This is a genomic window from Pseudomonas sp. Rh2 (genome assembly GCF_040762985.1).
Lineage (GTDB): Bacteria > Pseudomonadota > Gammaproteobacteria > Pseudomonadales > Pseudomonadaceae > Aquipseudomonas > Aquipseudomonas taiwanensis.
The window spans coordinates 5,221,077-5,245,637 of record NZ_CP142890.1 but is presented as its reverse complement, the minus strand read 5'-3'; the positions used below and the strand labels follow the sequence as shown (position 1 = coordinate 5,245,637).

Below are 24,561 nucleotides of genomic sequence, written 5' to 3'. Positions count from 1 at the left end.
GGAGTTGTGATGACGCTACCGCTGTTTCCCCTCAATACCGTGCTGTTTCCCGGCTGCCTGCTCGACTTGCAGATCTTCGAAGCGCGCTACCTGGACATGATCGGGCGCTGCATGAAGAAGGGCGAAGGTTTTGGAGTGGTCTGCATCCTGGAAGGCGAGCAGGTCGGCAAGGCGCCGCCAGTGGTCGCGTCGATTGGCTGCGAAGCGATGATTCGCGATTTCGTGCAGCAGGAGAACGGCCTGCTGGGTATTCGTGTGGAAGGTGTTCGACGCTTCGAGCTGAGCCAGACCGAGGTGCAGAAGGACCAGTTGTTGGTCGGGGAAGTCAATTGGTTGCCGGAGCAGGCCGACAGCCCTTTGACCGAGCACGATGATGACCTGCTGGCGTTGCTGGTGGCCTTGGGTGAGCACCCGATGGTCGAAGCTCTGGACATGCCTCGGGAGGTCGATGGGCGGCAGGCCTTGTCTAATCAGCTGGCGTATCTGTTGCCGTTCATGGAGGAGGACAAGCTGGACTTGCTGGCGATCGACTCGCCTCAGGAGCGGTTGGCTGAAATCCAGAAACTGCTGGAGCGCATCCAGGGTGAGCTGTTTGCCTGAAGGTCATCGATTCGAGCAAGGCCCCTCACTAGCGTAGGAGCGAGCCTTGCTCGCGATGCGCCGCACCGGCGGTGCGCGCTCTCACAGGCGCCAACAACCCCCGCCAGGCTCAATACTGATACCGCAACAACGCCTGAGGCAGCGCATGCAGGGCAAAGAACGCCAGTAGCGCGATACAGGCCGGCAACACCAGCCACCACACTCGCAGCGGCAAGGCACCCAGCGGCTGGCGGTGCTGGGCCAGCGTCAGGCTGACCGCGCAGACGCAGCAAGCCAGCAATGCGCCGGCCAGAATATCAGTCGGCCAGTGCGCCCCCAGATACACTCGCGACAGCGCAATGGCCAGGGCAGGAATGCAGCCCAGCAGCACCCAGGTCAGGCGCATCCTCGGTGGCTGCCCGCGTCCGGCCAGCAACGCCAGCACCACGAAGAATGCGAACGAGGCCGAACTGTGCCCGCTGGGCATGCTGTAGCTGGTCAATGGGTCGGTCAGCACCTCAGGTCGAGCCCGGGCGAACAACCATTTCAGTGTGCCATTGGCAATGGCCGTTCCCATCAGTGCGCCGCCGGCAAACAGCGCATGGCGCCATTGGCGGGCAAGCAGCAGCAAGCCAGTGAGCAACCCTCCGAGGAACAGCTGGGTACGGAAATCGCCCAGGCGGGTCACCAGCACCACGGCGCCATCGATGACCTGGCTGCGGTGCTCCTGGACCAGGCTCATCACGCCTTGATCGAACTCATGCAGATAAGGCCAGCCAAGGAACAGTCCCAGCAGCGCCAGGAAGCTCAGGCCGGCGATCAGCCGTGTGCCATGACGTTGATCGCGAATGCTGCTGCTCAGACTCAGACCGATCAGCACCGCAAGGCTGCCGCCGATGATTCCTGCATCCAGCCAGAAGCCTTCCGGCAGAGGCAGGCGCATGGCCGCGCCGGTGGCCCAGCCTGGCAGCAGGTACGCCACTGACCACCCGGCGCCCGCCACCAGGCTGACGGCAATAAAGCGCGGCAGGGGCATGTCGAACATGCCCGCGACCATGGGCAGCATCGGGCGCAGCGGGCCGATGAAGCGGCCTACCAGCAGGCTGGCGATGCCATAGCGTTGGAAGTAGTTTTCGGCGCTGCCAATCCATTCCGGGTGGTGGCGCAACACGGGGAGGCGGCGGATGTTCTGGTGGAAGTGCTTGCCGATCGTGTACGAAATCGCATCGCCGAGCAGGCCGCCCAGGAAACCGAGCAGCAGCGTTTCGCCAAGGCCGAACGTGCCGCTACCCGCGAGCACGGCGACGGCGAACAGCAGCACGGTCCCTGGCACGATGATGCCGGCGATGGCCAGGCACTCCACGCAGGCCACCAGGAAAATTGCCAGGCCAAGCCACTGAGGGTTGGCGCTGAGCCAGCCAGTCAGGCTATCGAGCCATTGGCCCATCTATCAGCTTCCTTGTTCGAGAGTGAAGAAATCATGCCCTTCGACTTGTCCCCGGCGCAGCGGGTTCCGGGTACAGAAGCGGGCGTACTCGGCGTCGACGAAGCGGTACGGCAGATGCTCGTCGCGGCCTGTGGGAATGCCCAGTCGGGCGCATTGCACAATCCGAGGGACCTGTATGTCGCAGTCTTCGACATAGAGGTTTTCGGGGTCGAAGCGTTGGGCGTCCCAGCGCGGTACCTTCAGGCCCAGCGCCCGGCACAGCAGCGTCTGGCCCGCACACAGGCGCTCGGCCGGGCGCAGGTTGCCGCTGGCATCGGGGTTGTTCAGTTGCATCCGTGCCAGGCTGTTGGCATCCGAAAGGGCGTCCACCCACGGATAGCCCGACTTGATCAGCACCGCATTGCCTGCGACCCTGGGCGCTGAAATTCAGCGAATCGCCGCCGCGGGCGTAGTACATGTAGATGTGCCCGCCATCGAGAAACAGTGCCTTGCGCTTGTCTGTGTAGCCGAGCGAGGCGTGGCTGCCTTTGTCGGTCAGGTAGTAGGCCTCGGTTTCGATGATGCGCGCCGCCAGCCACAGGTCGCCGTGGCGATGGCGGATGACTTTACCCAGCAGGTCCTTGGCGAGCGTCTGGGCGTCGCGGTCGAAGAAGCTGTCGGGCAGGGCGCGGGCAGGGCAGGGTGCGGTAGCTGGCATGCTGGCGGTTCGTCGTTTCAGAGGCGGCGATGATAACAATGATTGGCTTAACCGAGGCTGAAGCTGAGGAAATGCCGTCGCATCGCGGCAAGTCAGTCCAAGGCCCGGTAGAGCCGGCTTGCCGGCGATCAGGTCGAGGTGGCTTGAAGCAATTTCGATAAGAGCGGTTACATCTTTCCCAGGCATTCCCCGCTACCATTTTCTACCATCCGCCACCCGCCGCTGGGCGTATACCTGCGCGACAGTTATAATCAGCCGATTTCCCCTTCGCCAAGACACCGAACCCATGACTGAGTCCGTTCTTGACTATATGACCCGTTTGGGTCGCGCTGCTCGCCAGGCCTCCCGGGTGATCGCCCGTGCCAGCACCGCGCAGAAAAACCGCGCCCTGCAAGCTGCCGCCGATGCGCTGGATGCTGCCCGTGACGAGCTCGCCGCAGCCAACGAACTGGACCTGGCCGCCGGACGTGCCAATGGCCTGGAGCCAGCCCTGCTGGACCGCCTGGCGCTGACCCCGGCGCGTATCGACGGCATGATCACCGGCCTGCGCCAGGTGGCCAGCCTGCCGGACCCGGTCGGTGCGATCCGTGACATGAGCTACCGCCCGTCGGGCATCCAGGTGGGCAAGATGCGCGTGCCGCTTGGTGTGATCGGGATCATCTACGAGTCGCGTCCCAACGTGACCATCGATGCTGCCAGCCTGTGCCTGAAGTCGGGTAACGCCACCATCCTGCGCGGTGGTTCCGAGGCCATCCACTCCAACCGCGCCATCGCCACCTGCATTCAACGTGGCTTGGCTGAGGCCGGCCTACCGGCGGCGGTGGTGCAGGTGGTCGAGACCACCGACCGCGAAGCCGTGGGCGCCTTGATCAGCATGCCGGAGTTCGTCGATGTGATCGTGCCGCGTGGTGGCCGAGGGTTGATCGAGCGCATCAGCCGTGACGCCCGGGTCCCGGTGATCAAGCACCTCGACGGCATCTGCCACGTCTATGTGGCCGAGCATGCCGACCTCGACAAGGCCTGGCGTGTGGCCTTCAACGCCAAGACCTACCGTTATGGCATCTGCGGGGCGATGGAAACCCTGTTGGTCGACCAGCGCGTGGCCGAAGGCTTCCTGCCGAAAATGGCCCGCCGCTTCGCCGAGAAAGGGGTCGAGCTGCGCGGTTGCGAACGCACCCAGGCGCTGATCGATGCCAAGCCGGCCACCGAGGACGACTGGCACACCGAGTACCTCGACGCGATCCTGTCGATTCGAGTGGTCGACGGCCTGGACCAGGCCATCGAGCACATCAACCACTATGGCTCGCACCATACCGATTCGATCATCACCGAACACCAGGGGCAGGCCCGCCAGTTCATGGCCGAGGTCGATTCCGCATCGGTGATGCTCAATACCCCGACCTGCTTCGCCGATGGTTTCGAATATGGCCTGGGTGCTGAGATTGGCATTTCCACCGACAAGCTGCATGCTCGCGGCCCGGTCGGCCTGGAAGGGCTGACCTGCGAGAAGTACGTGGTGATCGGTGATGGCCAGCTACGCGGCCAGGAGTCCTGCTGAGTTGAGCAAGGCCCAGGCAGTCCGGCGCATTGGCGTTCTAGGCGGCACATTCGACCCCGTGCACATCGGCCACCTGCGCAGCGCGCTGGAGGTTGCCGAGTTCATGGCGCTGGATGAGTTGCGCCTGCTGCCCAACGCCCGGCCACCGCACCGCGACACCCCGCAGGTGGCGGCGCAGGACCGGCTGGCGATGGTTCGCGAGGCGGTTCAAGGCGTCGCATGCCTGAGCGTGGATGCCCGGGAGCTGGAGCGCGACAAGCCGTCGTACACCATCGATACCCTGGAGTCGATCCGTGCCGAGCTGGGCGCTGCCGACCAATTGTTTCTGGTGATGGGTTGGGATGCCTTCTGTGGCCTACCTAGCTGGCATCGCTGGGAAGAGCTGTTGCAACACTGTCACATCCTGGTGCTGCAACGCCCGGATGCCGACGTAGAACCCCCTGACGAGCTGCGCAACCTTCTGGCGGCGCGCTCGGAGAGCGATCCCACCGCCATGTCCGGCCCGGCGGGGAATATTTCGTTCGTCTGGCAGACGCCGCTTGCGGTGTCGGCTACTCAGATCCGACAGCTGCTGGCCAGCGGCAAGTCGGTGAGGTACCTGGTGCCGGACGCCGTACTGGCCTATATCGAGGCGCACGACCTGTACCGTGCCCCTAACTGACGGTGCCGCAGGCACCTCACCTAACGAGTTGAAAGAGTTTTTTATGAGCAAGCAGAAAATCAATGGCGAAGAGCTGGTCGAGCTGACCAAGGCAGCGCTGGAAGACGTCAAGGCCCAGGACATCCAGGTCATCGACGTGCGCGACAAGCACAGCCTGACCGACTACATGATCATTGCCACCGGTACCTCCAATCGTCAGATCAACGCGATGCTGGAAAAGGTCCGTGAAGCGGTCAAGGCCAAGGGCGCTCAGCCTCTGGGTGAAGAAGGCAAGGGCGACAGCGACTGGGTGCTGCTGGACCTGAACGACGTCATCGTGCACATGATGACCGCCGCTGCCCGTCAGTTCTATGACCTGGAGCGTCTGTGGCTGGGCGCCGAGCAGAGCCGTTCGGCCGATGGCAAGCACCACAGCCCGGAGAACAGCCACGACTACTCCGACAAGCTCAAGGATCGGGAATAAGGAAGCGTCGTGCGTCTGCGCCTGATCGCGGTCGGCTCGCGCATGCCCAAGTGGGTCGAGGACGGTTGGCATGAATATGCCAAGCGCCTGCCCCCTGAGCTGTCGCTGGAGCTGGTGGAAATCCCGCTGAACACTCGTGGCAAGAATGCCGACGTCGCCCGCCTGATCCGTCAGGAGGGCGAAGCCATGCTGAGCAAGGTTCAGCCTGGGGAACGCATCGTCACGCTCGAGGTCCATGGCAAGCCCTGGAGCACCGAGCAGTTGGCGACCGAGTTGGACCGCTGGCGCCTGGACGCGCGCACGGTGAATTTGATGGTGGGTGGCCCGGAAGGGCTGGCGCCTGAAGTCTGTGCACGCGCCGAGCAACGCTGGTCGCTGTCGCCGTTGACCCTGCCGCACCCATTGGTAAGGATACTCATCGGCGAGCAGATCTATCGCGCCTGGACCGTGCTGTCCGGGCATCCTTATCACAAATGAGCCTGTAAGCCCGCCCGATGTCGCAGCCGATCCGTCTCAAGGACCACGAGAAAGACGCCCGCCTGGTGCGCAACCGCGTCGTGGTCGGCGCGGTTGCGATCATGTTGCTCATCTGCGTGCTGATCGCGCGGCTGTACTACCTGCAGATCATCCAGTACGACTATCACTCGACGTTGTCCGAGAACAACCGGGTGCATGTCCAGCCCATCCCGCCAACGCGGGGGCTGATCTTCGACCGCAATGGCGTGATCGTCGCCGACAACCGGCCCAGCTTTAGCCTGTCCATGACCCGGGAACGTGCGGGTAACTGGCAGGAAGTGCTGGATACCATCGTCGAAGTGCTGGAATTGACGCCCGACGATCGCGCGCTGTTCGAGAAGCGCATGCGCCAGGGTCGCAGGCCGTTCGAGCCGGTGCCGATCCTGTTCGAGCTGAACGAAGAGCAGATCGCTCGCGTGGCGGTCAACCAGTTCCGCCTGCCTGGCGTGGAAGTGGTTGCGCAGCTGGTGCGCCACTACCCGCAAGGTGCGCACTTCGCCCACTCGGTCGGCTATGTCGGGCGCATCAACGAGAAAGAGCTCAAGTCCCTCGACCCGGTGAACTACAGCGGTACCCACCACATCGGCAAGACCGGCATCGAGCGCTTCTACGAAGCCGAGCTGCATGGCCAGGTAGGTTACGAGGAAGTCGAGACCAACGCCCGTGGCCGTGTGCTGCGGGTGCTCAAGCGCACCGACCCGAAACCGGGCAAGGACATTGTCCTGAGCCTGGATATCAAGCTGCAGGAGGCTGCCGAGGCAGCGCTGGGTGGCCGGCGTGGCGCGGTGGTCGCACTTGACCCGCGCACCGGCGAGGTGCTGGCGATGGTCAGCCAGCCAAGCTTCGATCCGAATCTGTTCGTCACCGGCATCAGTTTCAAGGCCTATGCCGAGCTGCGTGACTCGATCGACCGACCACTGTTCAACCGCGTGCTGCGCGGTTTGTATCCGCCTGGCTCGACCATCAAGCCTGCCGTGGCCATCGCCGGCCTCGACAGTGGCGTGGTCAACGCCAGCAGCCGGGTGTTCGACCCGGGTTACTACCAGTTGCCCAACTACGACCACAAGTACCGCAACTGGAACCGCACCGGCGATGGCTGGGTCGACCTGGATACCGCCATCATGCGTTCCAACGACACCTACTTCTACGATCTTGCCCACAAGATGGGCATCGACCGGCTGTCGAGCTACATGAATAAGTTCGGTATCGGGCAGAAGGTCTCCCTCGACATGTTCGAGGAATCGGCCGGCCTGATGCCGTCCCGCGAGTGGAAACGCGCCACCCGTCGCCAGGCCTGGTTCCCCGGTGAGACGCTGATCCTGGGTATTGGCCAGGGCTACATGCAGGCCACGCCGCTGCAGCTGGCGCAGGCCACCGCGCTGATTGCCAACAAGGGCGTGTGGAACCGTCCGCACCTGGCCAAGACCATCGAAGGTCAACCCCCGGTGGACGACAACCCCATGGAGAACATCGTCCTGCGTGACAAGTCCGATTGGGCCAAGGTCACCCATGGCATGGAGCAAGTGATGCACAACGCCCGAGGTACAGCACGCAAGGCTGCCCTGGGTGCCCAGTATCGGATTGCCGGCAAGAGCGGTACCGCGCAGGTGGTAGCGATCAAGCAAGGCGAGAAGTACGACCGCAACAAACTGCAGGAGCGCCATCGCGACCACGCGCTGTTCGTTGCCTTCGCCCCGGCTGACGATCCGAAGATCGTGGTCTCGGTGATGGTCGAGAACGGTGAATCCGGCTCTGGTGTCGCCGCCCCGGTGGTGCGTCAGGTCATGGACGCCTGGCTGCTCGACGAAAACGGCCGGCTCAAGCCTGAGTTCGCGCCTGCCACCGTTGCCCAGGAAACGGCTCAGTGAAGAACAATTTCGATCGCATGCTCTCCAGCGAGGACGTGATGCGTCGACGCGCCAGCTTCCTGCAGCGCATCCACGTCGACGGCCCCTTGCTGGTCATCCTGCTGACCCTCGCGGCCGGCAGCCTGTTCGTCCTCTATTCGGCCAGTGGCAAGAACTGGGACCTGCTGCTCAAGCAGGCCAGCTCGTTCGGCATCGGTCTGGTGTCGATGTTCATCATCGCCCAGCTCGAGCCACGCTTCATGGCGCGTTGGGTTCCGCTGGCCTACCTGGCCGGGGTGTTCCTGTTGATCGTGGTGGACGTCATGGGCCATAACGCCATGGGCGCCACGCGCTGGATCAACATCCCCGGGGTGATCCGCTTCCAGCCGTCAGAGTTCATGAAGATCATCATGCCGGCGACCATCGCCTGGTACCTGTCCAAGCGCACCTTGCCGCCACACCTCAAGCATGTGGCCATCAGCCTGGTGCTGATCGGTGTGCCGTTCATACTCATCGTGCGCCAGCCTGACCTCGGCACAGCACTGCTGATCCTGGCCTCGGGGGCCTTCGTGCTATTCATGGGCGGCTTGCGCTGGCGCTGGATCATCAGCGTGCTGGCGGCGGCGGTGCCCGTGGCGGTGGCCATGTGGTTCTTCGTCATGCATGACTACCAGAAGCAGCGCGTGCTGACCTTCCTCGACCCGGAAAGCGACCCGCTGGGCACCGGCTGGAACATCATCCAGTCCAAGGCCGCAATCGGCTCCGGTGGCGTGTTCGGCAAGGGCTGGCTGCTGGGTACCCAGTCGCACCTGGACTTCCTTCCCGAAAGCCATACCGACTTCATCATCGCGGTGCTCGGCGAGGAGTTCGGCCTGGTGGGCATCTGCCTGCTGCTGCTGATCTACCTGTTGCTCATTGGTCGTGGCCTGATGATCACGGCCCAGGCCCAGACCCTGTTCGGCAAGCTGCTGGCAGGTAGCCTGACCATGACCTTCTTTGTATACGTATTCGTCAATATCGGTATGGTCAGCGGCCTGTTGCCCGTGGTGGGCGTGCCGCTGCCCTTCATTAGCTATGGCGGAACTTCGTTGGTGACGCTGCTGTCAGCGTTTGGCGTTCTGATGTCGATCCACACGCACCGCAAATGGATCGCGCAAGTTTGAATAAGGTGAAAATTTTCATGCAAGCAGTGCGTGGCTGGGCTGCCCGTTTTGCGCCTTGGATTGGCGCGTTGGGCCTGTTTGGCGCTGTCCAGCAAGCCAATGCCGGCGATTACGAGGGCTCGCCCCAGGTGGCCGAGTTTGTCAGCGAAATGACCCGTGACTACGGTTTTGCCGGCGAGCAGCTCATGGCCGTGTTCGGCGAGGTCCAGCGCAAGCAGTCGATTCTCGACGCGATTTCCCGCCCTGCCGAGCGGGTCAAGCCGTGGAAGGACTACCGGCCGATGTTCATCACCGACGCACGCATCGCCCGCGGCGTGGACTTCTGGCGCCAGCACGAAGCGACCCTGGCCCGTGCCGAGCAGGAATACGGCGTGCCTGCCCAGGTGATCGTGTCCATCATTGGTGTTGAAACCTTCTTTGGTCGCAACACGGGCAATTACCGGGTCATCGACGCCCTGTCGACCCTGGGCTTCGATTATCCGCCGCGTGCCGAGTTCTTCCGCAAAGAGCTGCGCGAGTTCCTGTTGCTGTCCCGCGAGGAGCAGCTCGACCCGCTCACCCTCAAGGGCTCCTACGCCGGTGCCATGGGGCTGCCGCAGTTCATGCCCAGCAGTTTCCGTAACTATGCGGTCGACTTCGACGGCGATGGCCACATCAACATCTGGAACAATCCCGATGATGCCATCGGCAGCGTCGCCAGCTATTTCAAGCGCCATGGCTGGGTAGCTGGCGAGCCTGTGGTCAGTCGGGCCCAGGTGGCCGGTACACAGGCCGATCAGGGGCTGACGACCGGCATCGAGCCGGTGAAGACGGTTGGGGAGTTGCGAGCGCTAGGCTGGTCGAGTCATGATGCGCTGCGCGATGATCTGCCAGTGACCGCCTTCCGCCTGGAAGGTGAAAACGGCCCCGAATATTGGATGGGCCTGAAGAATTTCTACGCGATCACTCGCTACAACCGCAGCGTGATGTATGCCATGGCGGTGCATCAGCTTTCGGAACAGCTGGTTCAAGCACGGGGCGTCAAGTAATGCGCGCAATCATCTCTGCCAACTCCTTCAAGTTGCTGACCTGTGTCGCGGTCGGCCTGGCGCTGGCCAGTTGTTCGTCCAGCCGCCCAACCTCCCAGCAGAGCGGTAACGTGGTCCGTTCCCAGCCTGGACTGGATATCAACCGTGCCCACAAGGACGGTGCGCCCTGGTGGGACGTGGACGTGAACAAGATCCCCGATGCCACGCCCACCGTGCACACCGGTCCCTACAAGGCCAACCCGTACACGGTGTTGGGCAAGACCTACTACCCGATGCAAGACGCGCGCAATTACCGCGCCGAAGGCACGGCGTCGTGGTACGGCACCAAGTTCCACGGTCAGAACACCGCCAATGGCGAGCTCTATGACCTCTATGGCATGAGCGCGGCGCACAAGACGCTGCCGCTGCCTGCCTATGTGCGAGTGACCAACCTGGCCAACGGCCGCAGTGTGATCCTGCGGGTCAATGACCGTGGACCGTTCTATTCGGACCGGATCATCGACTTGTCCTACGCGGCGGCGAAGAAGCTCGGTTACGCCGAGATCGGTACCGCCCACGTGCGGGTCGAGGGTATCGACCCGCAGCAATGGTGGGCCCAGCGTGGCCAGCAGCCGCCCCTGATGCTCAAGGAGCCTCAGGTGGCCCAGGCTCAGCCGATTCCGGCCAGCACCGGGCGCGTCGAGCAGTGGACGCCGCCGCCGCAGCAGCACGCCGCACCTGTGGTGCCGGTGCAGGTTGGCGGCAACAATGTGCCAAGCGGCAACGGCGGCAGCTTCCTGCAAGTGGGGGCGTTCGCCAACCCGGACGCCGCCGAGCTGCTGCGTTCGAAACTGAGCACCATGGTCAGCGCCCCGGTGTTCATCAGTTCCATCGTGCGTAACCAGCAGACCCTGCACCGTGTTCGCCTGGGACCGATCGGCAGCCAGGGCGAGATCCAGCAGGCTCAGGACAGCATTCGCCTGGCGAACTTGGGGCAGGCAAAGCTGGTCACAGCTGACTGACCCTGTCGACGGCAACAGGGCCGGTACTGAACCATGCCAAACTGTCGGTTTTGTCATGAATTGGCGGGCGCAGGCATGTACAATGGCCGCTTTTGCTGCCGGCCAGGGAACCCTTGCCCTCCGGGCATCAGACCATTAGCGATTTTCGAGAGACGGATGAACATCACCAAGCTTGCCAAACGACTTTGCCTGCCCGTACTGCTGATGATCACGCCTGCCGCTTTCGCGGCGGAGCAGATGATGCCATCGCCACCGCAGCTGGCGGCCAAGTCCTACGTACTCATGGACGCGTCCAGCGGCAACGTGCTGGTCGAGAACAACGGTGACGAGCGTCTGCCGCCAGCCAGCCTGACCAAGCTGATGACCGCTTACATCGCCACCCTGGACATCCGCCGTGGCCAGATCGGCGAGAACGACCCGGTCACCGTCAGCGAAAACGCCTGGCGCACCGGTGGTTCGCGCATGTTCATCAAAGTGGGCAGCCAGGTCACCGTCAGCGACCTGCTGCACGGCATCATCATCCAGTCGGGTAACGACGCCTCCGTCGCCCTGGCCGAGCACATCGCCGGCAGCGAAGACGCGTTCGCCGACATGATGAACAAGACCGCCGCCGACCTCGGCATGAGCAACAGCCACTTCATGAACCCGACCGGCCTGCCGAACCCGGAGCACTACTCTTCGGCCCACGACATGGCCCTGCTGGCGCGTGCGATCATCGACGAGGATCCGGCCCACTACGCCATCTACTCGCAGAAAGAGTTCTTCTGGAACAACATCAAGCAGCCTAACCGCAACCTGCTGCTGTGGCGCGACAAGACCGTCGACGGCCTGAAGACCGGCCACACCGACGAAGCGGGCTACTGCATGGTGGCTTCGGCCGTTCGTGACGGCCAGCGCCTGATCGCCGTGGTGTTCGGCACCAACAGCGAGCAAGCCCGTGCCGCCGAGACCCAGAAGCTGCTGACTTACGGTTTCCGCTTCTTCGAAACCCAGACCTTCTACCAGAAGGGTACCGAACTGGCCCAGGCGCCGGTTTGGAAGGGTGCCACCAGCCAGGTGAAAGCGGGTCTGGCCAACGACCTGACCCTGACTATGCCTAAAGGCCAATTGAAGCGTCTGCAGGCTTCGATGACCATGAACCCGCAGCTCACCGCACCGATCGCAAAAGGTGACGTGATCGGCAAAGTGGAAGTCAAACTGGACGAAAACGTGGTTCACAGCGCCGACCTGATCGCCCTCGACGGCGTCGAGGAAGGTGGTTTCATCCGCCGTATGTGGGATAGCATTCGTCTATTCTTCTACGGGTTGTTCAACTGATACGTGACCTGCCACGCTCCCGCGCATCGTTGCGGGAGCGTTGTTGTTGCCACGGCTTACGAGGCCGTTTCCGCCATGAGCGAAGCTGACGTCAAGTCGCACAAAATCGAATTCCCCTGCGAGGATTACCCGATCAAGGTGATCGGCGATACCGTTGTCGGTTTCCGAGACACGGTGATCGAGATCCTCAGCAAGCACGCCAAAGTCGACCTCCAGACACTGGCCGAGCGCCAGAGCAAGGAAGGCAAGTACACCACCGTGCAATTGCACATCGTTGCCGAAAGCGAGAACCAGCTGCACGATATCAATAGCGCCCTGCGCGCGACCGGCATCGTGAAAATGGTGCTCTGATGCCGCGGTGTCTCGGTTTTCGCGATCTTGGCCTGCAGCCCTATGAACCGGTGCTGGAGGCCATGCGTCGTTTTACCGAGCAGCGTGGCCCGGACAGCCAGGACGAAGTCTGGCTGGTCGAGCACCCCGCGGTCTTCACCCAGGGCCAGGCCGGCAAGGCCGAGCACCTGCTGGTACCGGGCGATATCCCGGTGGTGCAGACCGACCGCGGTGGCCAGGTGACCTATCACGGCCCCGGGCAGTTGGTGGCCTACCTGCTGCTGGATGTACGTCGCCTTGGCTTCGGTGTGCGTGACCTGGTGAGCCGTATCGAGCGCACCCTGATCGACCTGCTGGCCAGCTACGATGTCCAGGCTGCGGCAAAACCCGATGCTCCCGGTGTCTATGTCGATGGAGCGAAAATCGCCTCCCTCGGCCTGCGAATCCGCAATGGCCGTTCGTTTCATGGCCTTGCTCTGAATGTGGACATGGACCTTGCGCCATTCCGCCGAATCAACCCCTGCGGGTACGCGGGGCTGGCCATGACCCAGCTGCGCGACCTGGCAGGTCCGATCGAACTCGACGAGGTCAGGACAAGGCTGCGCGGACAGCTGGTCAAGCACCTCGACTATGCTGAGCAGACGACCCTCACGGGCGGAATCGACTGAATATGACAACTGTGCAAGAAGCCGTGCCGAACCTGACTCCTACCCAGGATTCCACCCCGCGCCCCGCGCCGAAGAAGGTGGAAGCTGGCGTTAAACTGCGTGGCGCCGAAAAGGTCGCCCGTATTCCGGTGAAGATCATCCCCACCGAAGAACTGCCGAAAAAGCCGGACTGGATCCGCGTGCGTATCCCGGTTTCCCCGGAGGTCGACCGCATCAAGCAACTGCTGCGCAAGCACAAGTTGCACAGCGTGTGCGAAGAGGCATCCTGCCCGAACCTGGGCGAGTGCTTCTCGGGGGGACTGCGACCTTCATGATCATGGGTGACATCTGCACCCGTCGTTGCCCGTTCTGCGACGTTGGCCATGGCCGACCAAAGCCACTGGATGTCGACGAGCCGAAAAACCTGGCCATCGCCATCGCCGACCTGCGCCTGAAGTACGTGGTCATCACTTCGGTGGACCGCGACGACCTGCGCGACGGCGGCGCCCAGCACTTCGCCGACTGCATTCGCGAAATCCGTGCGCTGTCGCCGGGCGTTCAGCTCGAGACCTTGGTCCCGGACTACCGTGGCCGCATGGACATCGCTCTGGAGATCACTGCGCAACAGCCGCCAGATGTCTTCAACCACAACCTGGAAACCGTCCCGCGCCTTTACAAGGCCGCGCGTCCGGGCTCGGACTATGATTGGTCGCTGGACCTGCTGCAGAAGTTCAAGCAGATGGTGCCCCATGTACCGACCAAGTCGGGCCTGATGCTCGGCCTGGGCGAGACCGACGAAGAAGTCATCGAAGTCATGCACCGCATGCGCGAGCACGACATCGACATGCTGACCCTTGGCCAGTACCTGCAGCCATCGCGCAGTCACCTGCCGGTTCAGCGCTTCGTCCACCCGGATACCTTCGCCTGGTTCGCCGAGGAAGGTTACAAGATGGGCTTCAAGAACGTCGCGTCCGGCCCGCTGGTGCGTTCGTCCTATCACGCTGACCAGCAGGCTCATGAGGCCAAGATCAAGCTCTGATCCTGTGTTGAGTCAGACATGCCGATGCGCGCCGAAAGGCGGCATCGGCATTTTTGTATGAGCATTGTCGGTGAAACACGGTAAGGAGTTACCCAGTGAACAGCGTTGAAACCTTCGAGTCCCGCTTGCTTGCCGCGTTGCCCGTAGGTGCTTGCTTCGCCGTGGTCGCCCCCGCCGGGCCGGCCCGGCTGGATGCGCAAAAAGCCGGCCTGTGGTTTGCCAGCCGGGGCTATCAGTCCCGTATCTATCCGAGCGTCAATCAGGCCCAGGGTTATCTGGCCGGCTCCGACCAGCGTCGCCTGCAGGACCTGCACGATGCATTCGCCGACCCTTCCATCCACGCCATTTTGTGCATGCGTGGCGGTTACGGCAGCATGCGCCTGCTCGACAAGCTCGACTTCGAGCTGATTCGGCGCAATCCCAAGCCGTTGATTGGCTACAGCGACATCACCGCGCTGCATACCGCCATCGGCCGTCACAGTGGGCTGGTGACCTTCCATGGGGCGATGCTCAACGCCGACCTGCTGGGCGCCAAGCTCGAGCCCACCGAATCTTCGCTACTGGCGCAGTTGAACGGGCGTCTGGCGGCGGGCGATGCCATCGTCCATCCGGCAGCCTACCCGTTGAGCAGTGTAGTGCCTGGCGAAGCCAGTGGGCGCTTGGTGGGCGGCAACCTGTCGTTGCTGGGGGCTACGATGGGTACCTTGGCCGAGGTCGATACCCAGGACAGTATCCTGTTCATCGAAGATGTGAACGAGCCACTGTACCGGGTAGATCGTCTGCTGACCCAACTGCGCCTGGCCGGCAAGCTCGAGGGCGTCAAAGGCGTATTGGTGGGGGACTTCGCCGGCGTTACGGTCGCCGCCATGACGCCGCTGCTGGAGGACATCTTCGCGTCGCTGGGTGTGCCTGTACTGGCCGGGTGGCGCAGCGGGCACTGTGACCCGAATGTGTGTCTGCCCCTGGGGGCGTGGGTGCAACTGGACAGCAGCAAGCAGACCTTGGTGCTGCAGCAGGACCTGTTCCGGTCCTGACCGCCATCGTCAGCAGATCATCCCTGCGGCCTTCAGCAGCGGCCTCGACGGGCAAAAGGGGCGCAACGCGCCCCAAGATCCTGATCGCCCAGTGCACCTAGGCTTTGTACGAAAAGCCTTGAAACTCGGTGATGCTGCGTCGAAAACAGCCTCGAAATGCTCATTTACAACCCGTAAACTCCGCTTCCTCGGCTGTTTTCGCCTTGCCTGACCTTCGTCCCAAGACTTTTCAGACAGACCCTAATGCCCGCCCGGTGAAACAATGATCTTCACGTTCTGCTCCTTGTTGTTCACCAATTCTTCGAAGCCGAGCTCGACAATTTGCTCCAGCCCGATTCGCCCAGTCACCAGCGGTCGAATATCCAGACGCCCATCGGCAATGAATGCGATCACATCAGCGAACTCGCCATTGTAGGCCAATGCCCCGATCACCTGTTTCTCGGTGGACACCAGTTCGAAGAAGTTGAACTCGCTGGGCTCCTCGAAAATACCCACCAACACGCACTTACCGGCCTTGCGAATGGCATCGATGGCCAGCTTGGCCGTGTGCTTGTTGCCGATGCACTCGAAGCTCACATCGGCCCCAAGCCCGCCAGTGAGCGCGCGAATCTCGGCCAGGGCATCGCACTGGCTGGGGTCGAGCACCACGCTGGCTCCCACTTCCTTGGCCTTGGCTTTGCGTGCCGAGGACATTTCCAGCGCGATCACCTGAGCCGCACCGGCAGCCTTGGCGCACATGATGGTGCAAAGGCCGATGGTGCCTGCGCCTACCACCACCACGTTCTGTCCCAGCAGGCTGCCGGCCTTCTTCACCGCGTGCATGCCCACCGCCAACGGCTCGATCAGTGCCCCGGCCTCCCGTGGGAAGCCCTGTGGCAACCGATACAGCAAGTTGGCGGGCACATTGACCCGTTCGGCGAAGGCACCGTTGTTCATAAGCCCGGTGAAGGCCAGGCGCTCGCAGATGTTGTACAGGCCATGGGTGCAGTAGTAGCAGGTCCCGCAATGCTGGCAGGCATCCGCCGCCACCGGGTCGCCCACGGCATAGCCTTCGACTCCCTCGCCGAGCTTGGCGATTTCACCGCAGAACTCGTGGCCGAGGATGCACTGGCCCTGGATGCCGGTCAGAGGATGCGGCGCCTCGACCGGGATGAACACTGGGCCCGCCACGTATTCGTGTAGATCGGAACCACAGATGCCGCACCAGTCCACCTTGATTTGCACCCAGCCAGGAGGCGGGTCGGCAGGCAGGGGGACCTGTTCGACACGGATGTCATGGCGGCCATGCCAGACGGCGGCGCGCATATGGGTGTGGCTCAGGTCATTCATGATGATTGTCTCCAGACTCACGCAACGGGATCAGTGCTTGCGCAGGAACGCCAACAGTCGTTCGTTGACCTGTTCGGCTGCCTCCATCTGCACCATGTGACCAACGCCAGGCACGACCAGGACCTCGGCCTCCAATCCTTCGGCATGGGCGGCTGGGATGATCGCGTCCTCGGCGCCCCAGACCACCATAGCCGGGTGCTGGCCAAGCACGCTACGCAGGTCGTGCCGTTGCCGGTCACCTTCGGCGATGGCCGAGCGCAGCTGTCTCAGTGCCTGGTCCACGCCTTCCAGGCGCTTGAACTTGAGCATGTCTTCGAGCATCTGCCGGGTGACCAGCGCGGGGTCGGCGAACAGCTGGGTCAGCTGTGGCTTGAGGGCGTTGCGGTTGGCCGCCTCGACGAAGCCGTGAAGGTATTGCCCGTTGATCGCATCGCCCAGCCCGGCGCTGGCGACCAGGCTCAGGCTCGCCACCCGTTGCGGCGCCAGGCGCGCCACGTTCAGGCTGACCGCGCCGCCCATTGAATGCCCGGCCAGATGGGCGCGTGGGATGTCCAAATGGTCGAGCAGGGCGAGCACTGTCTCGCTCAGCTCATCCAGGTCGCCCCGCTGCAGTGCCTTGGCCGACTCGCCATGGCCAGGCAGGTCCAGCGCAATTACCCGGCGTTCGGCGGCCAGGGCCGGATGGTTGAACAGCCAGTTGTTGAGGTCGCCGCCGAAACCGTGAACCAGCAGCAGCGGGGTGCCACCTTCACCCAGTTCGAACCAGCGCAGCAGGCGGCCACCCACTTCGGCCTTCTGAGGTGCGGGCCCTTGAGCCTGGTCGGCGGCCCCTTCGGCGACGAACTCGGCCTGGAACTGCTGCACCACCGCGTCGATTTCAGCCTCGCTGGCCTGACCTTCCACCACCACGGCAAGCAACGCACCCACCGGCAGGGTTTCGTCGGGTTGGGCGATCAGGCGGCGTAACACGCCACTGAAAGGCGCCTCGACGCTGCTGCTGATCTTGTCGGTTTCAACGTCCAGCACTTCATCGCCCTTGTTGATCTCGTCGCCTTCCTGCTTGAGCCAGGCATCGACCCGGCCCTCGGTCATCGACAAGCCCCACTTGGGCATGGTCAGGGTATGGATCTGGCTCATGCGGCGCTCCTTGCAGCTTCGATTACCTTGCGCACAGCGGCCTCGATCTTCGCGGCATCCGGGATGTACAAGTCTTCGAGGGCGTCGGAAAACGGCACGGGTGTATGGGGCGCGGTGACCATCTCGATCGGGCCTTTGAGCGAGCCGAACGCTTTCTGCGCAACCAGTGCGCTAATGTCGGTGGCCATGGAGCAGCGCGGGTTGGCTTCGTCGATAACCACCAGGCGGCCGGTCTTCTCCACGCTTTCGAGAATGCTGTCTTCGTCCAGTGGGCTGGTGGTGCGCAGGTCCAGCACTTCGCAGTCGATGCCCTGACGAGCCAAGTTGTTGGCTGCCTCAAGCGCCACATGGACCATGCGCCCGTAGGTCACCAGCGTCACGTCGTCGCCGTCGCGCAGGAAGTTGGCCTCGCCGAAGGGCACCGTGTAGACCTCTTCCGGCACCTCGCCCTGCATGCTGTAGAGCAACTTGTGCTCGCAGAAGATCACCGGGTCGTTGTCACGGATGGCCTGGATCAACAGCCCCTTGGCGTCATAGGGCGAGGCGGGGCAGACCACCTTGAGTCCTGGGATGTGGGTCCACAGCGAGGTGAGCATCTGCGAGTGCTGTGCCGCCGCACGCAGTCCGGCGCCGTACATGGTGCGCATCACCAGCGGAGTGACGGCCTTGCCGCCGAACATATAGCGGAACTTGGCCGCCTGGTTGAGGATTTGGTCCAGGCAGCAACCAGCGAAGTCGACGAACATCAGTTCGCAGACCGGGCGCAGGCCTTGGGTGGCGGCCCCGACGGCGGCCCCGACATAGCCGATTTCCGACAGCGGTGCGTCGAGTACCCGGCCAGGGAATTGGTGGTAAAGACCTTTGGTTACGCCCAGCACGCCGCCCCAGGCATCGTCTTCGCCGGGCGCGCCGGCACCGCCGGCAACGTCTTCGCCGATGATGAACACGCTGCTGTCGCGACGCATTTCCTGGGCCAGGGCTTCGTTGATGGCCTGCTGGTAGCTGATCTTTCTTGCCATGGTGGTTCTCCTGTTGTTCTTGTTGTCCGGGCTCAGGGGTAGGTGACGTAGACGTCGGTGAGCAGGTCTGCAGGCTGTGGCTTGGGATCGGACTTGGCACGGCGCACGGCGTCTTCGATCAGGTCTTCGACGCGGGCGTCGATGGCGTCGAGCTGCTCGTTGGTAAGCAATCCGGCGCGGGTGGTCTTGTTGCGGAACTGCAACAGGCAGTCGCGCTGTTCGCGCAGGTGCTTCACCTCGTCCGGGGCGCGGTAGGTCTGCGCATCGCCCTCGAAGTGGCCGTAGTAGCGGCTGAGCTTGACCTCGATCAGCGACGGGCCTTGCCCGGAACGGGCGCGTTCGATGGCGGCAGCGGCAGCCTCGTGCACGGCGAAGAAGTCGAAGCCATCGATGGTGACCCCGGGCATGCCGAAACCGGCGGCGCGGTCGGCGATGTGGTCGCAGGCCACCGACCAGGTCGAGGCGGTGGCTTCGGCGTAGCCATTGTTCTCGGCGACGAAGATGCACGGCAGGTTCATGATCGAAGCCAGGTTCATCGCTTCGAACACCGCGCCTTCGTTGGAGGCGCCGTCGCCGAAGAAGGCCACCGAAACGTCGTCGCGTCCCTTGAGCTTGGCGGCCAGAGCGGCGCCGGCCACCAGCGGGGCACCGGCACCGACGATGCCGTTGGCGCCGAGCATGCCTTTTTCCAGGTCGGCAATGTGCATCGAGCCGCCCTTGCCGCCGCACACGCCGGTCTTCTTGCCGTAGATCTCGGCCATCATGCCGTACACATCCACGCCCTTGGCAATGCAGTGACCGTGGCCGCGATGGGTGGAGGCGATGCAGTCGCTGTCGCGCAGGTGGGCCATGACCCCGGCGGCGGAGGCTTCTTCGCCAGCGTAAAGGTGGACGAAACCGGGGATCTCGCCGGTGGCGAACTCCACGTGCAGGCGTTCTTCGAAGGCGCGGATGGTACGCATCACTTCGTAGGCATGTAGCAACTGTTCGCAGCTCAGGTGAGTGGACATCTTGTTGTTCTCCAGGGTTGTCTCAACACGGGTTTGCAGGGTGCAGCCGATGACCGCGCGGGACGGCCAGCAGGTGGTGCCGTGCGGCATGGGCCAGCACGGCCTCGACATCCACGGTCAGGGGGCCTTGGTGATCGAGGGTAATGGTGGGGTTGTCGCCTTCGGCAAACTCGATTTCGCGCTCGCCGTCCAGGGCCAGGGTGCCGCTGGCGAGGCTCAGGCCATGGGGCACGCCGGGGGCCAGAAAGCCCGAAGCGGTGATGCCGCAACCTTGCAGCAGTCCTGGCGCCAGGGGGGCCAGCAAGGCATGTTCGGCGCCGGGGTTCAGGCGTACCCAGGCACCCTGCGCCGCGTGGCGCGACACTGGGCACCACAGGCCGCACAGGGACGAGAGGCCAATGGCATGGGGTTCGGCGAAGCAGGCAAAGACTTCGCTCAGGTCTTCGCTGCGGCTCAAGGCGCGGGCACCGACGAAGCGCTGAGGCGACACCGCGACTTCCACCAGGGCCCATTCACAGAGGTTCTGCCGCGCTACGTTCACCAGCAGGCGCTTGTTGCGGCGCAGGCTGATCGTGTTCGGCACTTGGCCGCTGGCGAACAGGCCTCCGGCCAGGCCGGCACTGGTGGCTTCGCGCAGCTCGGGGAAAGCGTTATTGGTGCCGGTGGACAGTGTCAGCAGCGGTACGTCCCCGGCATGGGCAGCAACCGCCTTGTGGGTGCCGTCGCCACCGAGCACGGCGATCATGGCCACGCCACGCTCGACCATCAGACGGGTGGCCAGGCGGGTATCGGCGACCGTCTGGGTCAGGGGCAGGTCGAGCAGTTCCAGTGCCGGCCAATGCTGGTCGCGAGCTATCGGGCCATGGCTGGCCTTGAGTACAGCGGCAGCGATACCCGTCATGTCCGTGGGCATCAGCACTTGGCTCACACCGGTGGCACCGAAGGCTGCGAGCAGTCGCTGGATGGCCGAGGCCTTGTCGGTGCTCGAGTAGAGCCCGGCGTTGGCGGTCAGGCGACGCAGGTCTCGGCCAGAGGCAGGGTTGGCAATGATCCCGACAGTCGGGGCAGGTTGCGGCATGGCGCACCTCGTATTCTTGTTTGCCAAGGCAAGAGCAAGGTGGGTGCCAGCTTTTTCGGGGTTGGCTGAGAAGCTTGCTCCAGAGCGGTTCCGGCGTCTTCCGGCGGGTGCCCTCGGTGGCACTGGCGAGACGCCCGGTGCCAGGGCTCGGCCGGTTTCGACGAGACGCTGAGACGCTGCGTCTCAAGCCTGCCGGTAATCACTCAGTGCTTGTCGGGGGATGTCCGGAAGCGCTTAATGGCCGGACAACGATAAAAACAGCAACGAGAACCGGAGGGCCTGAATGCTTGCCGCGAACTCCCGAGCCCATGTCGACTGCGTCAGCCGGGTGCTGAAGAATGCCGACCGCCTGCCGCAGGCACCGGTGCCGCCGCTGATTCTCGATTCATGGCGCCGTTCCATGGAGCTGTACCGCCTCGACCCAGGCTCCCAGCAGGGGCCGCGCATCCTTTCCCAAAGCGTGCTCAACGAATGCCGCGAACGTGCCGAACTGTTTCTGCGTATCGCCGGCGATGCCGTGGCGCGCCTGCATGAGCGTGTGCGCGGTGCCGACTACTGTGTGCTGCTCACCGACGCCCTCGGGCGCACCATCGACTATCGGGTTGAATCCGCTATTCGCAACGACTGCCGCAAGGCCGGGCTGTACCTGGGTACCTGCTGGTCGGAAGGCGAGGAGGGGACTTGCGGCGTGGCGGCCGTCCTGACCAGCAAGGCGCCGGTCACGGTGCACAAGCGTGACCACTTTCGCGCGGCCTTCATCGGCCTGACCTGCACGGCGGCCCCTGTGTTCGACCCCCAAGGGGAGTTGCTGGGGGTAGTGGATGTTTCCGCCCTGCAATCGCCGGACGACCGTCGTAGCCAGCACTTGATCCGCCAGTTGGTGGAGCAGACTGCGCGGGAGATCGAAAACGCCTTTTTCATGCACAGCGCCCAAGGCCATTGGGTGATGCGCGCTCATGGCACGCCGGGGTATGTCGAGAGCCAGCCGGACTACCTGCTGGCCTGGGATGCCGACGGGCGCCTGCGGGCGATCAACAGCCTGGCCCGCGAGCGCCTGCTGGCCCGCCATGGACGCTTGCCCGAGCACATCGGCGAGTTGTTCGACCTGGATCAGCTGCGCCGCGCCAACGAGGCCTCTGCCCAGCGGCTGCCGGGGTGGGGCGGTTTGTATGGCCGGGTGAGTGCGCCCCGGCGACGCGAGCCAGTGCGCGCCGTGCAGCAGGCCCAGGACCCTCGAATCGAGCAGCATTTGCGCCTGGCCACGCGGGTCAAGGACTGCAACCTTGCAGTGCTGGTGCAGGGTGAGACTGGCGCGGGCAAGGAAGTTTTCGCCCGCCAGTTGCATCAGCAGAGCCAGCGCTGTACCGGACCCTTCGTTACGCTCAACTGCGCGGCGATCCCTGAGAGCCTGATCGAGAGCGAGCTGTTCGGCTATGTGGCCGGCGCCTTTACCGGTGCATCGAGCAAAGGTATGCAAGGACTGTTGCAGCAGGCCGATGGCGGCACCTTGTTCCTCGATGAAATCGGTGACATGCCACTCAATCTGCAGACCCGATTGCTGCGGGTGCTGGCTGAAGGCGAGGTGGCACCTTTGGGCGCTGCACGGCGCGAGCGCGTGGATATCCAGGTGATCTGTGCCACCCACCGGGACTTGGCTGTGATGGTGAGTGAAGGGCGTTTTCGTGAGGACCTGTATTTTCGCCTGGCCAACGCCCGCTTCGAGTTGCCGCCGCTGCGTGAGCGCGATGATCGCTTGGGCTTGATTCACCAGTTGCTGGCCGAAGAGGCCAAGGCGTGTGGTGTCGAGGTGACGTTGGCCGACGATGCGTTGCAGGCGCTGCTGGTGTATCGCTGGCCGGGTAATCTGCGCCAGCTGCGGCAGGTGTTGCGCTATGCCTGTGCGGTCAGTGAAGGGGGGCAGGTGTGTCTGGAGAGCCTGCCACAGGAGGTGCGTGGCGATGCAGCGCCTTCGGCGGATGTCGGGACGTCGAGCCCGGCCCGGCAACTGTTGCTCGATGCCTTGATTCGCCATCGCTGGAAGCCGGCCGAGGCGGCGCGGGCGTTGGGGATTTCGCGAGCCACCCTGTATCGGCGGGTGCATGAGCACCGGATCGAGATGCCGCGGATGAAGGGGTGATTTTGGGGCTGCCTTGCGGCCCCATCGTCGGCAAGCCAGCTGTTTGGGATCGAGCGTCGCCTGCGCGGCGCATCGCCAGCAAGGCTCAGTCACCAACCCTCTAAAGACAACCCAAAAAAAACCCCGGCACATGTCCGGGGTTTGGGTACATCACGCTACGCGATCACTCCTGGCTAGCCAGTTTGTGCTCAAGGTAGTGGATGTTGACGCCGCCTTTGCAGAAACCTTCATCCCGCACCAGGTCGCGGTGCAGTGGGATGTTGGTCTTGATGCCGTCGACGACGATCTCGTCCAGGGCATTGCGCATGCGCGCCATGGCTTCGTCACGGTCCTTGCCGTAGGTGATCAGCTTGCCGATCAGCGAGTCGTAGTTCGGCGGAACCGAATAACCGCTGTACAGGTGCGAATCGACGCGAACGCCGTTGCCGCCTGGCGCGTGGAAGTGCTTCACCTTGCCTGGGCTCGGGATGAACTTCTTCGGGTCTTCGGCGTTGATACGGCATTCCAGCGCATGACCACGGATGACCACGTCTTCCTGGCGGATCGACAGCTTGTTGCCAGCGGCGATGCTGAGCATCTCCTTGACGATGTCGATACCGGTGACCATCTCCGACACCGGGTGCTCAACCTGCACACGGGTGTTCATCTCGATGAAGTAGAAACGGCCGTTTTCGTACAGGAACTCGAAGGTACCGGCACCGCGGTAGCCGATCTCGATGCACGCATCGACGCAACGCTTGAAGACTTCCTGACGGGCTTTCTCGTCGATGCCCGGGGCAGGTGCTTCTTCCAGGACTTTCTGGTGACGGCGTTGCAGCGAGCAGTCACGGTCGCCCAGGTGAATGGCGTTGCCCTGGCCGTCGGACAGCACCTGAACTTCCACGTGACGTGGGTTGGTCAGGAACTTCTCCAGGTAGACCATCGGGTTGCCGAAGGCCGCACCGGCTTCGGTACGGGTCAGCTTGGCCGAGGCAATCAGGTCTTCTTCCTTGTGCACCACGCGCATGCCGCGACCACCACCGCCACCGGCGGCCTTGATGATCACCGGGTAGCCGACGTCACGGGCGATTGCCAGGGCAACCTCTTCGTCTTCCGGCAGCGGACCGTCGGAACCCGGAACGGTCGGAACGCCCGACTTGATCATCGCGTCCTTGGCCGAGACCTTGTCGCCCATCAGGCGAATGGTGTCGGCTTTCGGGCCGATGAAAGCAAAACCGGACTTCTCGACCTGCTCGGCGAAATCGGCGTTTTCCGCCAGGAAGCCGTAGCCAGGGTGGATGGCGGTAGCGCCTGTCACTTCAGCGGCAGCGATGATCGCCGGGATGTGCAGGTACGAATCTTTGGACGAAGCAGGACCAATGCAGACCGACTCGTCTGCCAGGCCCAGGTGCATCAGTTCACGGTCGGCCGTGGAGTGTACGGCGACGGTCTTGATGCCCAGCTCTTTGCAGGCACGCAGGATCCGCAGGGCAATTTCCCCACGGTTGGCGATCAGGACTTTTTCCAGCTTCCCAGACATCGTTG

Annotated in this window: 21 protein-coding genes and 2 pseudogenes; 15 read left to right on the top strand and 8 right to left on the bottom strand. The window is 63.4% G+C overall.

Annotated features, from left to right (window positions below; genetic code table 11):
* The first annotated feature begins 9 nt into the window (after positions 1 to 9).
* Positions 10 to 600, top strand: a complete 591-nt coding sequence (locus tag VXM67_RS23960) for an LON peptidase substrate-binding domain-containing protein (RefSeq protein WP_023382536.1) — start codon at positions 10 to 12, stop codon at positions 598 to 600.
* A 109-nt stretch (positions 601 to 709) separates the two neighbouring features.
* Here VXM67_RS23960 and VXM67_RS23955 read toward each other — a convergent pair whose 3' ends face one another.
* Both VXM67_RS23955 and VXM67_RS23950 read right to left on the bottom strand, forming a co-directional pair.
* Complete coding sequence (locus VXM67_RS23955; RefSeq protein ID WP_023382535.1) at positions 710 to 2,026, bottom strand: bifunctional DedA family/phosphatase PAP2 family protein; 1,317 nt, start codon at positions 2,024 to 2,026, stop codon at positions 710 to 712.
* Positions 2,027 to 2,029: 3 nt separating this feature from the next.
* Positions 2,030 to 2,723 (bottom strand): annotated as a pseudogene (locus tag VXM67_RS23950) (DNA-3-methyladenine glycosylase).
* Between the two features lie 286 nt (positions 2,724 to 3,009).
* Between VXM67_RS23950 and VXM67_RS23945 the strand changes: the two are divergent.
* The 13 genes and pseudogenes from VXM67_RS23945 (at position 3,010) to VXM67_RS23885 (ending at position 15,327) form a co-directional block, all read left to right on the top strand.
* Entirely contained in the window at positions 3,010 to 4,281 is a 1,272-nt protein-coding gene (locus VXM67_RS23945) for a glutamate-5-semialdehyde dehydrogenase (protein WP_367237415.1), read from the top strand.
* Positions 4,250 to 4,942: a nicotinate-nucleotide adenylyltransferase gene (gene nadD / locus VXM67_RS23940; RefSeq protein ID WP_049818785.1), complete on the top strand. Its 693-nt coding sequence runs from the start codon at positions 4,250 to 4,252 to the stop codon at positions 4,940 to 4,942. Before VXM67_RS23945 ends, nadD begins: the two co-directional genes overlap by 32 nt.
* A gap of 43 nt (positions 4,943 to 4,985) precedes the next feature.
* The gene (rsfS, locus tag VXM67_RS23935) at positions 4,986 to 5,405 is read left to right on the top strand and encodes a ribosome silencing factor (RefSeq protein WP_023382531.1); all 420 of its coding nucleotides are present in this window, start codon (positions 4,986 to 4,988) and stop codon (positions 5,403 to 5,405) included.
* 9 nt (positions 5,406 to 5,414) lie between these two features.
* Entirely contained in the window at positions 5,415 to 5,882 is a 468-nt protein-coding gene (gene rlmH / locus VXM67_RS23930) for a 23S rRNA (pseudouridine(1915)-N(3))-methyltransferase RlmH (RefSeq protein WP_023382530.1), read from the top strand.
* A gap of 17 nt (positions 5,883 to 5,899) precedes the next feature.
* Positions 5,900 to 7,789: a penicillin-binding protein 2 gene (mrdA, locus tag VXM67_RS23925; RefSeq protein ID WP_023382529.1), complete on the top strand. Its 1,890-nt coding sequence runs from the start codon at positions 5,900 to 5,902 to the stop codon at positions 7,787 to 7,789.
* Positions 7,790 to 7,827: 38 nt separating this feature from the next.
* On the top strand, positions 7,828 to 8,931 hold the full coding sequence (gene rodA / locus VXM67_RS23920; RefSeq protein ID WP_049818786.1) for a rod shape-determining protein RodA: 1,104 nt from the start codon (positions 7,828 to 7,830) through the stop codon (positions 8,929 to 8,931).
* Between the two features lie 17 nt (positions 8,932 to 8,948).
* The gene (mltB, locus tag VXM67_RS23915; protein WP_104883254.1) at positions 8,949 to 9,959 is read left to right on the top strand and encodes a lytic murein transglycosylase B; all 1,011 of its coding nucleotides are present in this window, start codon (positions 8,949 to 8,951) and stop codon (positions 9,957 to 9,959) included.
* Entirely contained in the window at positions 9,959 to 10,960 is a 1,002-nt protein-coding gene (locus VXM67_RS23910) for a septal ring lytic transglycosylase RlpA family protein (protein WP_023382526.1), read from the top strand. Before mltB ends, VXM67_RS23910 begins: the two co-directional genes overlap by 1 nt.
* A gap of 156 nt (positions 10,961 to 11,116) precedes the next feature.
* Positions 11,117 to 12,277, top strand: a complete 1,161-nt coding sequence (locus VXM67_RS23905; protein ID WP_023382525.1) for a D-alanyl-D-alanine carboxypeptidase family protein — start codon at positions 11,117 to 11,119, stop codon at positions 12,275 to 12,277.
* A gap of 75 nt (positions 12,278 to 12,352) precedes the next feature.
* Positions 12,353 to 12,628: a DUF493 domain-containing protein gene (locus tag VXM67_RS23900; RefSeq protein WP_023382524.1), complete on the top strand. Its 276-nt coding sequence runs from the start codon at positions 12,353 to 12,355 to the stop codon at positions 12,626 to 12,628.
* Positions 12,628 to 13,275, top strand: coding sequence for a lipoyl(octanoyl) transferase LipB (gene lipB, locus VXM67_RS23895; protein ID WP_023382523.1), 648 nt, complete (start codon positions 12,628 to 12,630; stop codon positions 13,273 to 13,275). The genes VXM67_RS23900 and lipB overlap by 1 nt, the downstream gene beginning before the upstream one ends.
* A 2-nt stretch (positions 13,276 to 13,277) precedes the next feature.
* Positions 13,278 to 14,293: pseudogene (lipA, locus tag VXM67_RS23890) on the top strand (lipoyl synthase).
* Positions 14,294 to 14,388: 95 nt separating this feature from the next.
* Positions 14,389 to 15,327: an LD-carboxypeptidase gene (locus VXM67_RS23885; protein WP_367237414.1), complete on the top strand. Its 939-nt coding sequence runs from the start codon at positions 14,389 to 14,391 to the stop codon at positions 15,325 to 15,327.
* A 240-nt stretch (positions 15,328 to 15,567) separates the two neighbouring features.
* Here VXM67_RS23885 and VXM67_RS23880 read toward each other — a convergent pair whose 3' ends face one another.
* The 5 genes from VXM67_RS23880 to VXM67_RS23860 are packed head-to-tail and all read right to left on the bottom strand — an operon-like array spanning position 15,568 to position 20,900.
* On the bottom strand, positions 15,568 to 16,632 hold the full coding sequence (locus VXM67_RS23880; RefSeq protein WP_238346505.1) for a 2,3-butanediol dehydrogenase: 1,065 nt from the start codon (positions 16,630 to 16,632) through the stop codon (positions 15,568 to 15,570).
* Positions 16,633 to 16,686: 54 nt separating this feature from the next.
* The gene (locus VXM67_RS23875) at positions 16,687 to 17,793 is read right to left on the bottom strand and encodes an acetoin dehydrogenase dihydrolipoyllysine-residue acetyltransferase subunit (protein WP_023382519.1); all 1,107 of its coding nucleotides are present in this window, start codon (positions 17,791 to 17,793) and stop codon (positions 16,687 to 16,689) included.
* Positions 17,790 to 18,812 carry an alpha-ketoacid dehydrogenase subunit beta gene (locus VXM67_RS23870; protein ID WP_023382518.1) on the bottom strand — a complete coding sequence of 341 codons (1,023 nt, stop codon included), beginning with the start codon at positions 18,810 to 18,812 and terminating at the stop codon, positions 17,790 to 17,792. Before VXM67_RS23870 ends, VXM67_RS23875 begins: the two co-directional genes overlap by 4 nt.
* A gap of 32 nt (positions 18,813 to 18,844) precedes the next feature.
* Positions 18,845 to 19,822: a thiamine pyrophosphate-dependent dehydrogenase E1 component subunit alpha gene (locus VXM67_RS23865; protein WP_027907498.1), complete on the bottom strand. Its 978-nt coding sequence runs from the start codon at positions 19,820 to 19,822 to the stop codon at positions 18,845 to 18,847.
* A 22-nt stretch (positions 19,823 to 19,844) separates the two neighbouring features.
* A complete protein-coding gene (locus VXM67_RS23860) occupies positions 19,845 to 20,900 on the bottom strand; it encodes an NAD(+)/NADH kinase (RefSeq protein WP_023382516.1) in 1,056 nt (351 codons plus the stop codon).
* Between the two features lie 283 nt (positions 20,901 to 21,183).
* On the opposite strand from VXM67_RS23860, the gene VXM67_RS23855 reads away from it, so the two are divergent.
* Positions 21,184 to 23,037, top strand: coding sequence for a sigma-54-dependent Fis family transcriptional regulator (locus VXM67_RS23855; protein WP_104883258.1), 1,854 nt, complete (start codon positions 21,184 to 21,186; stop codon positions 23,035 to 23,037).
* A gap of 163 nt (positions 23,038 to 23,200) precedes the next feature.
* Here VXM67_RS23855 and accC read toward each other — a convergent pair whose 3' ends face one another.
* A complete protein-coding gene (gene accC, locus VXM67_RS23850; protein ID WP_023382514.1) occupies positions 23,201 to 24,556 on the bottom strand; it encodes an acetyl-CoA carboxylase biotin carboxylase subunit in 1,356 nt (451 codons plus the stop codon).
* Positions 24,557 to 24,561: the final 5 nt, after the last annotated feature.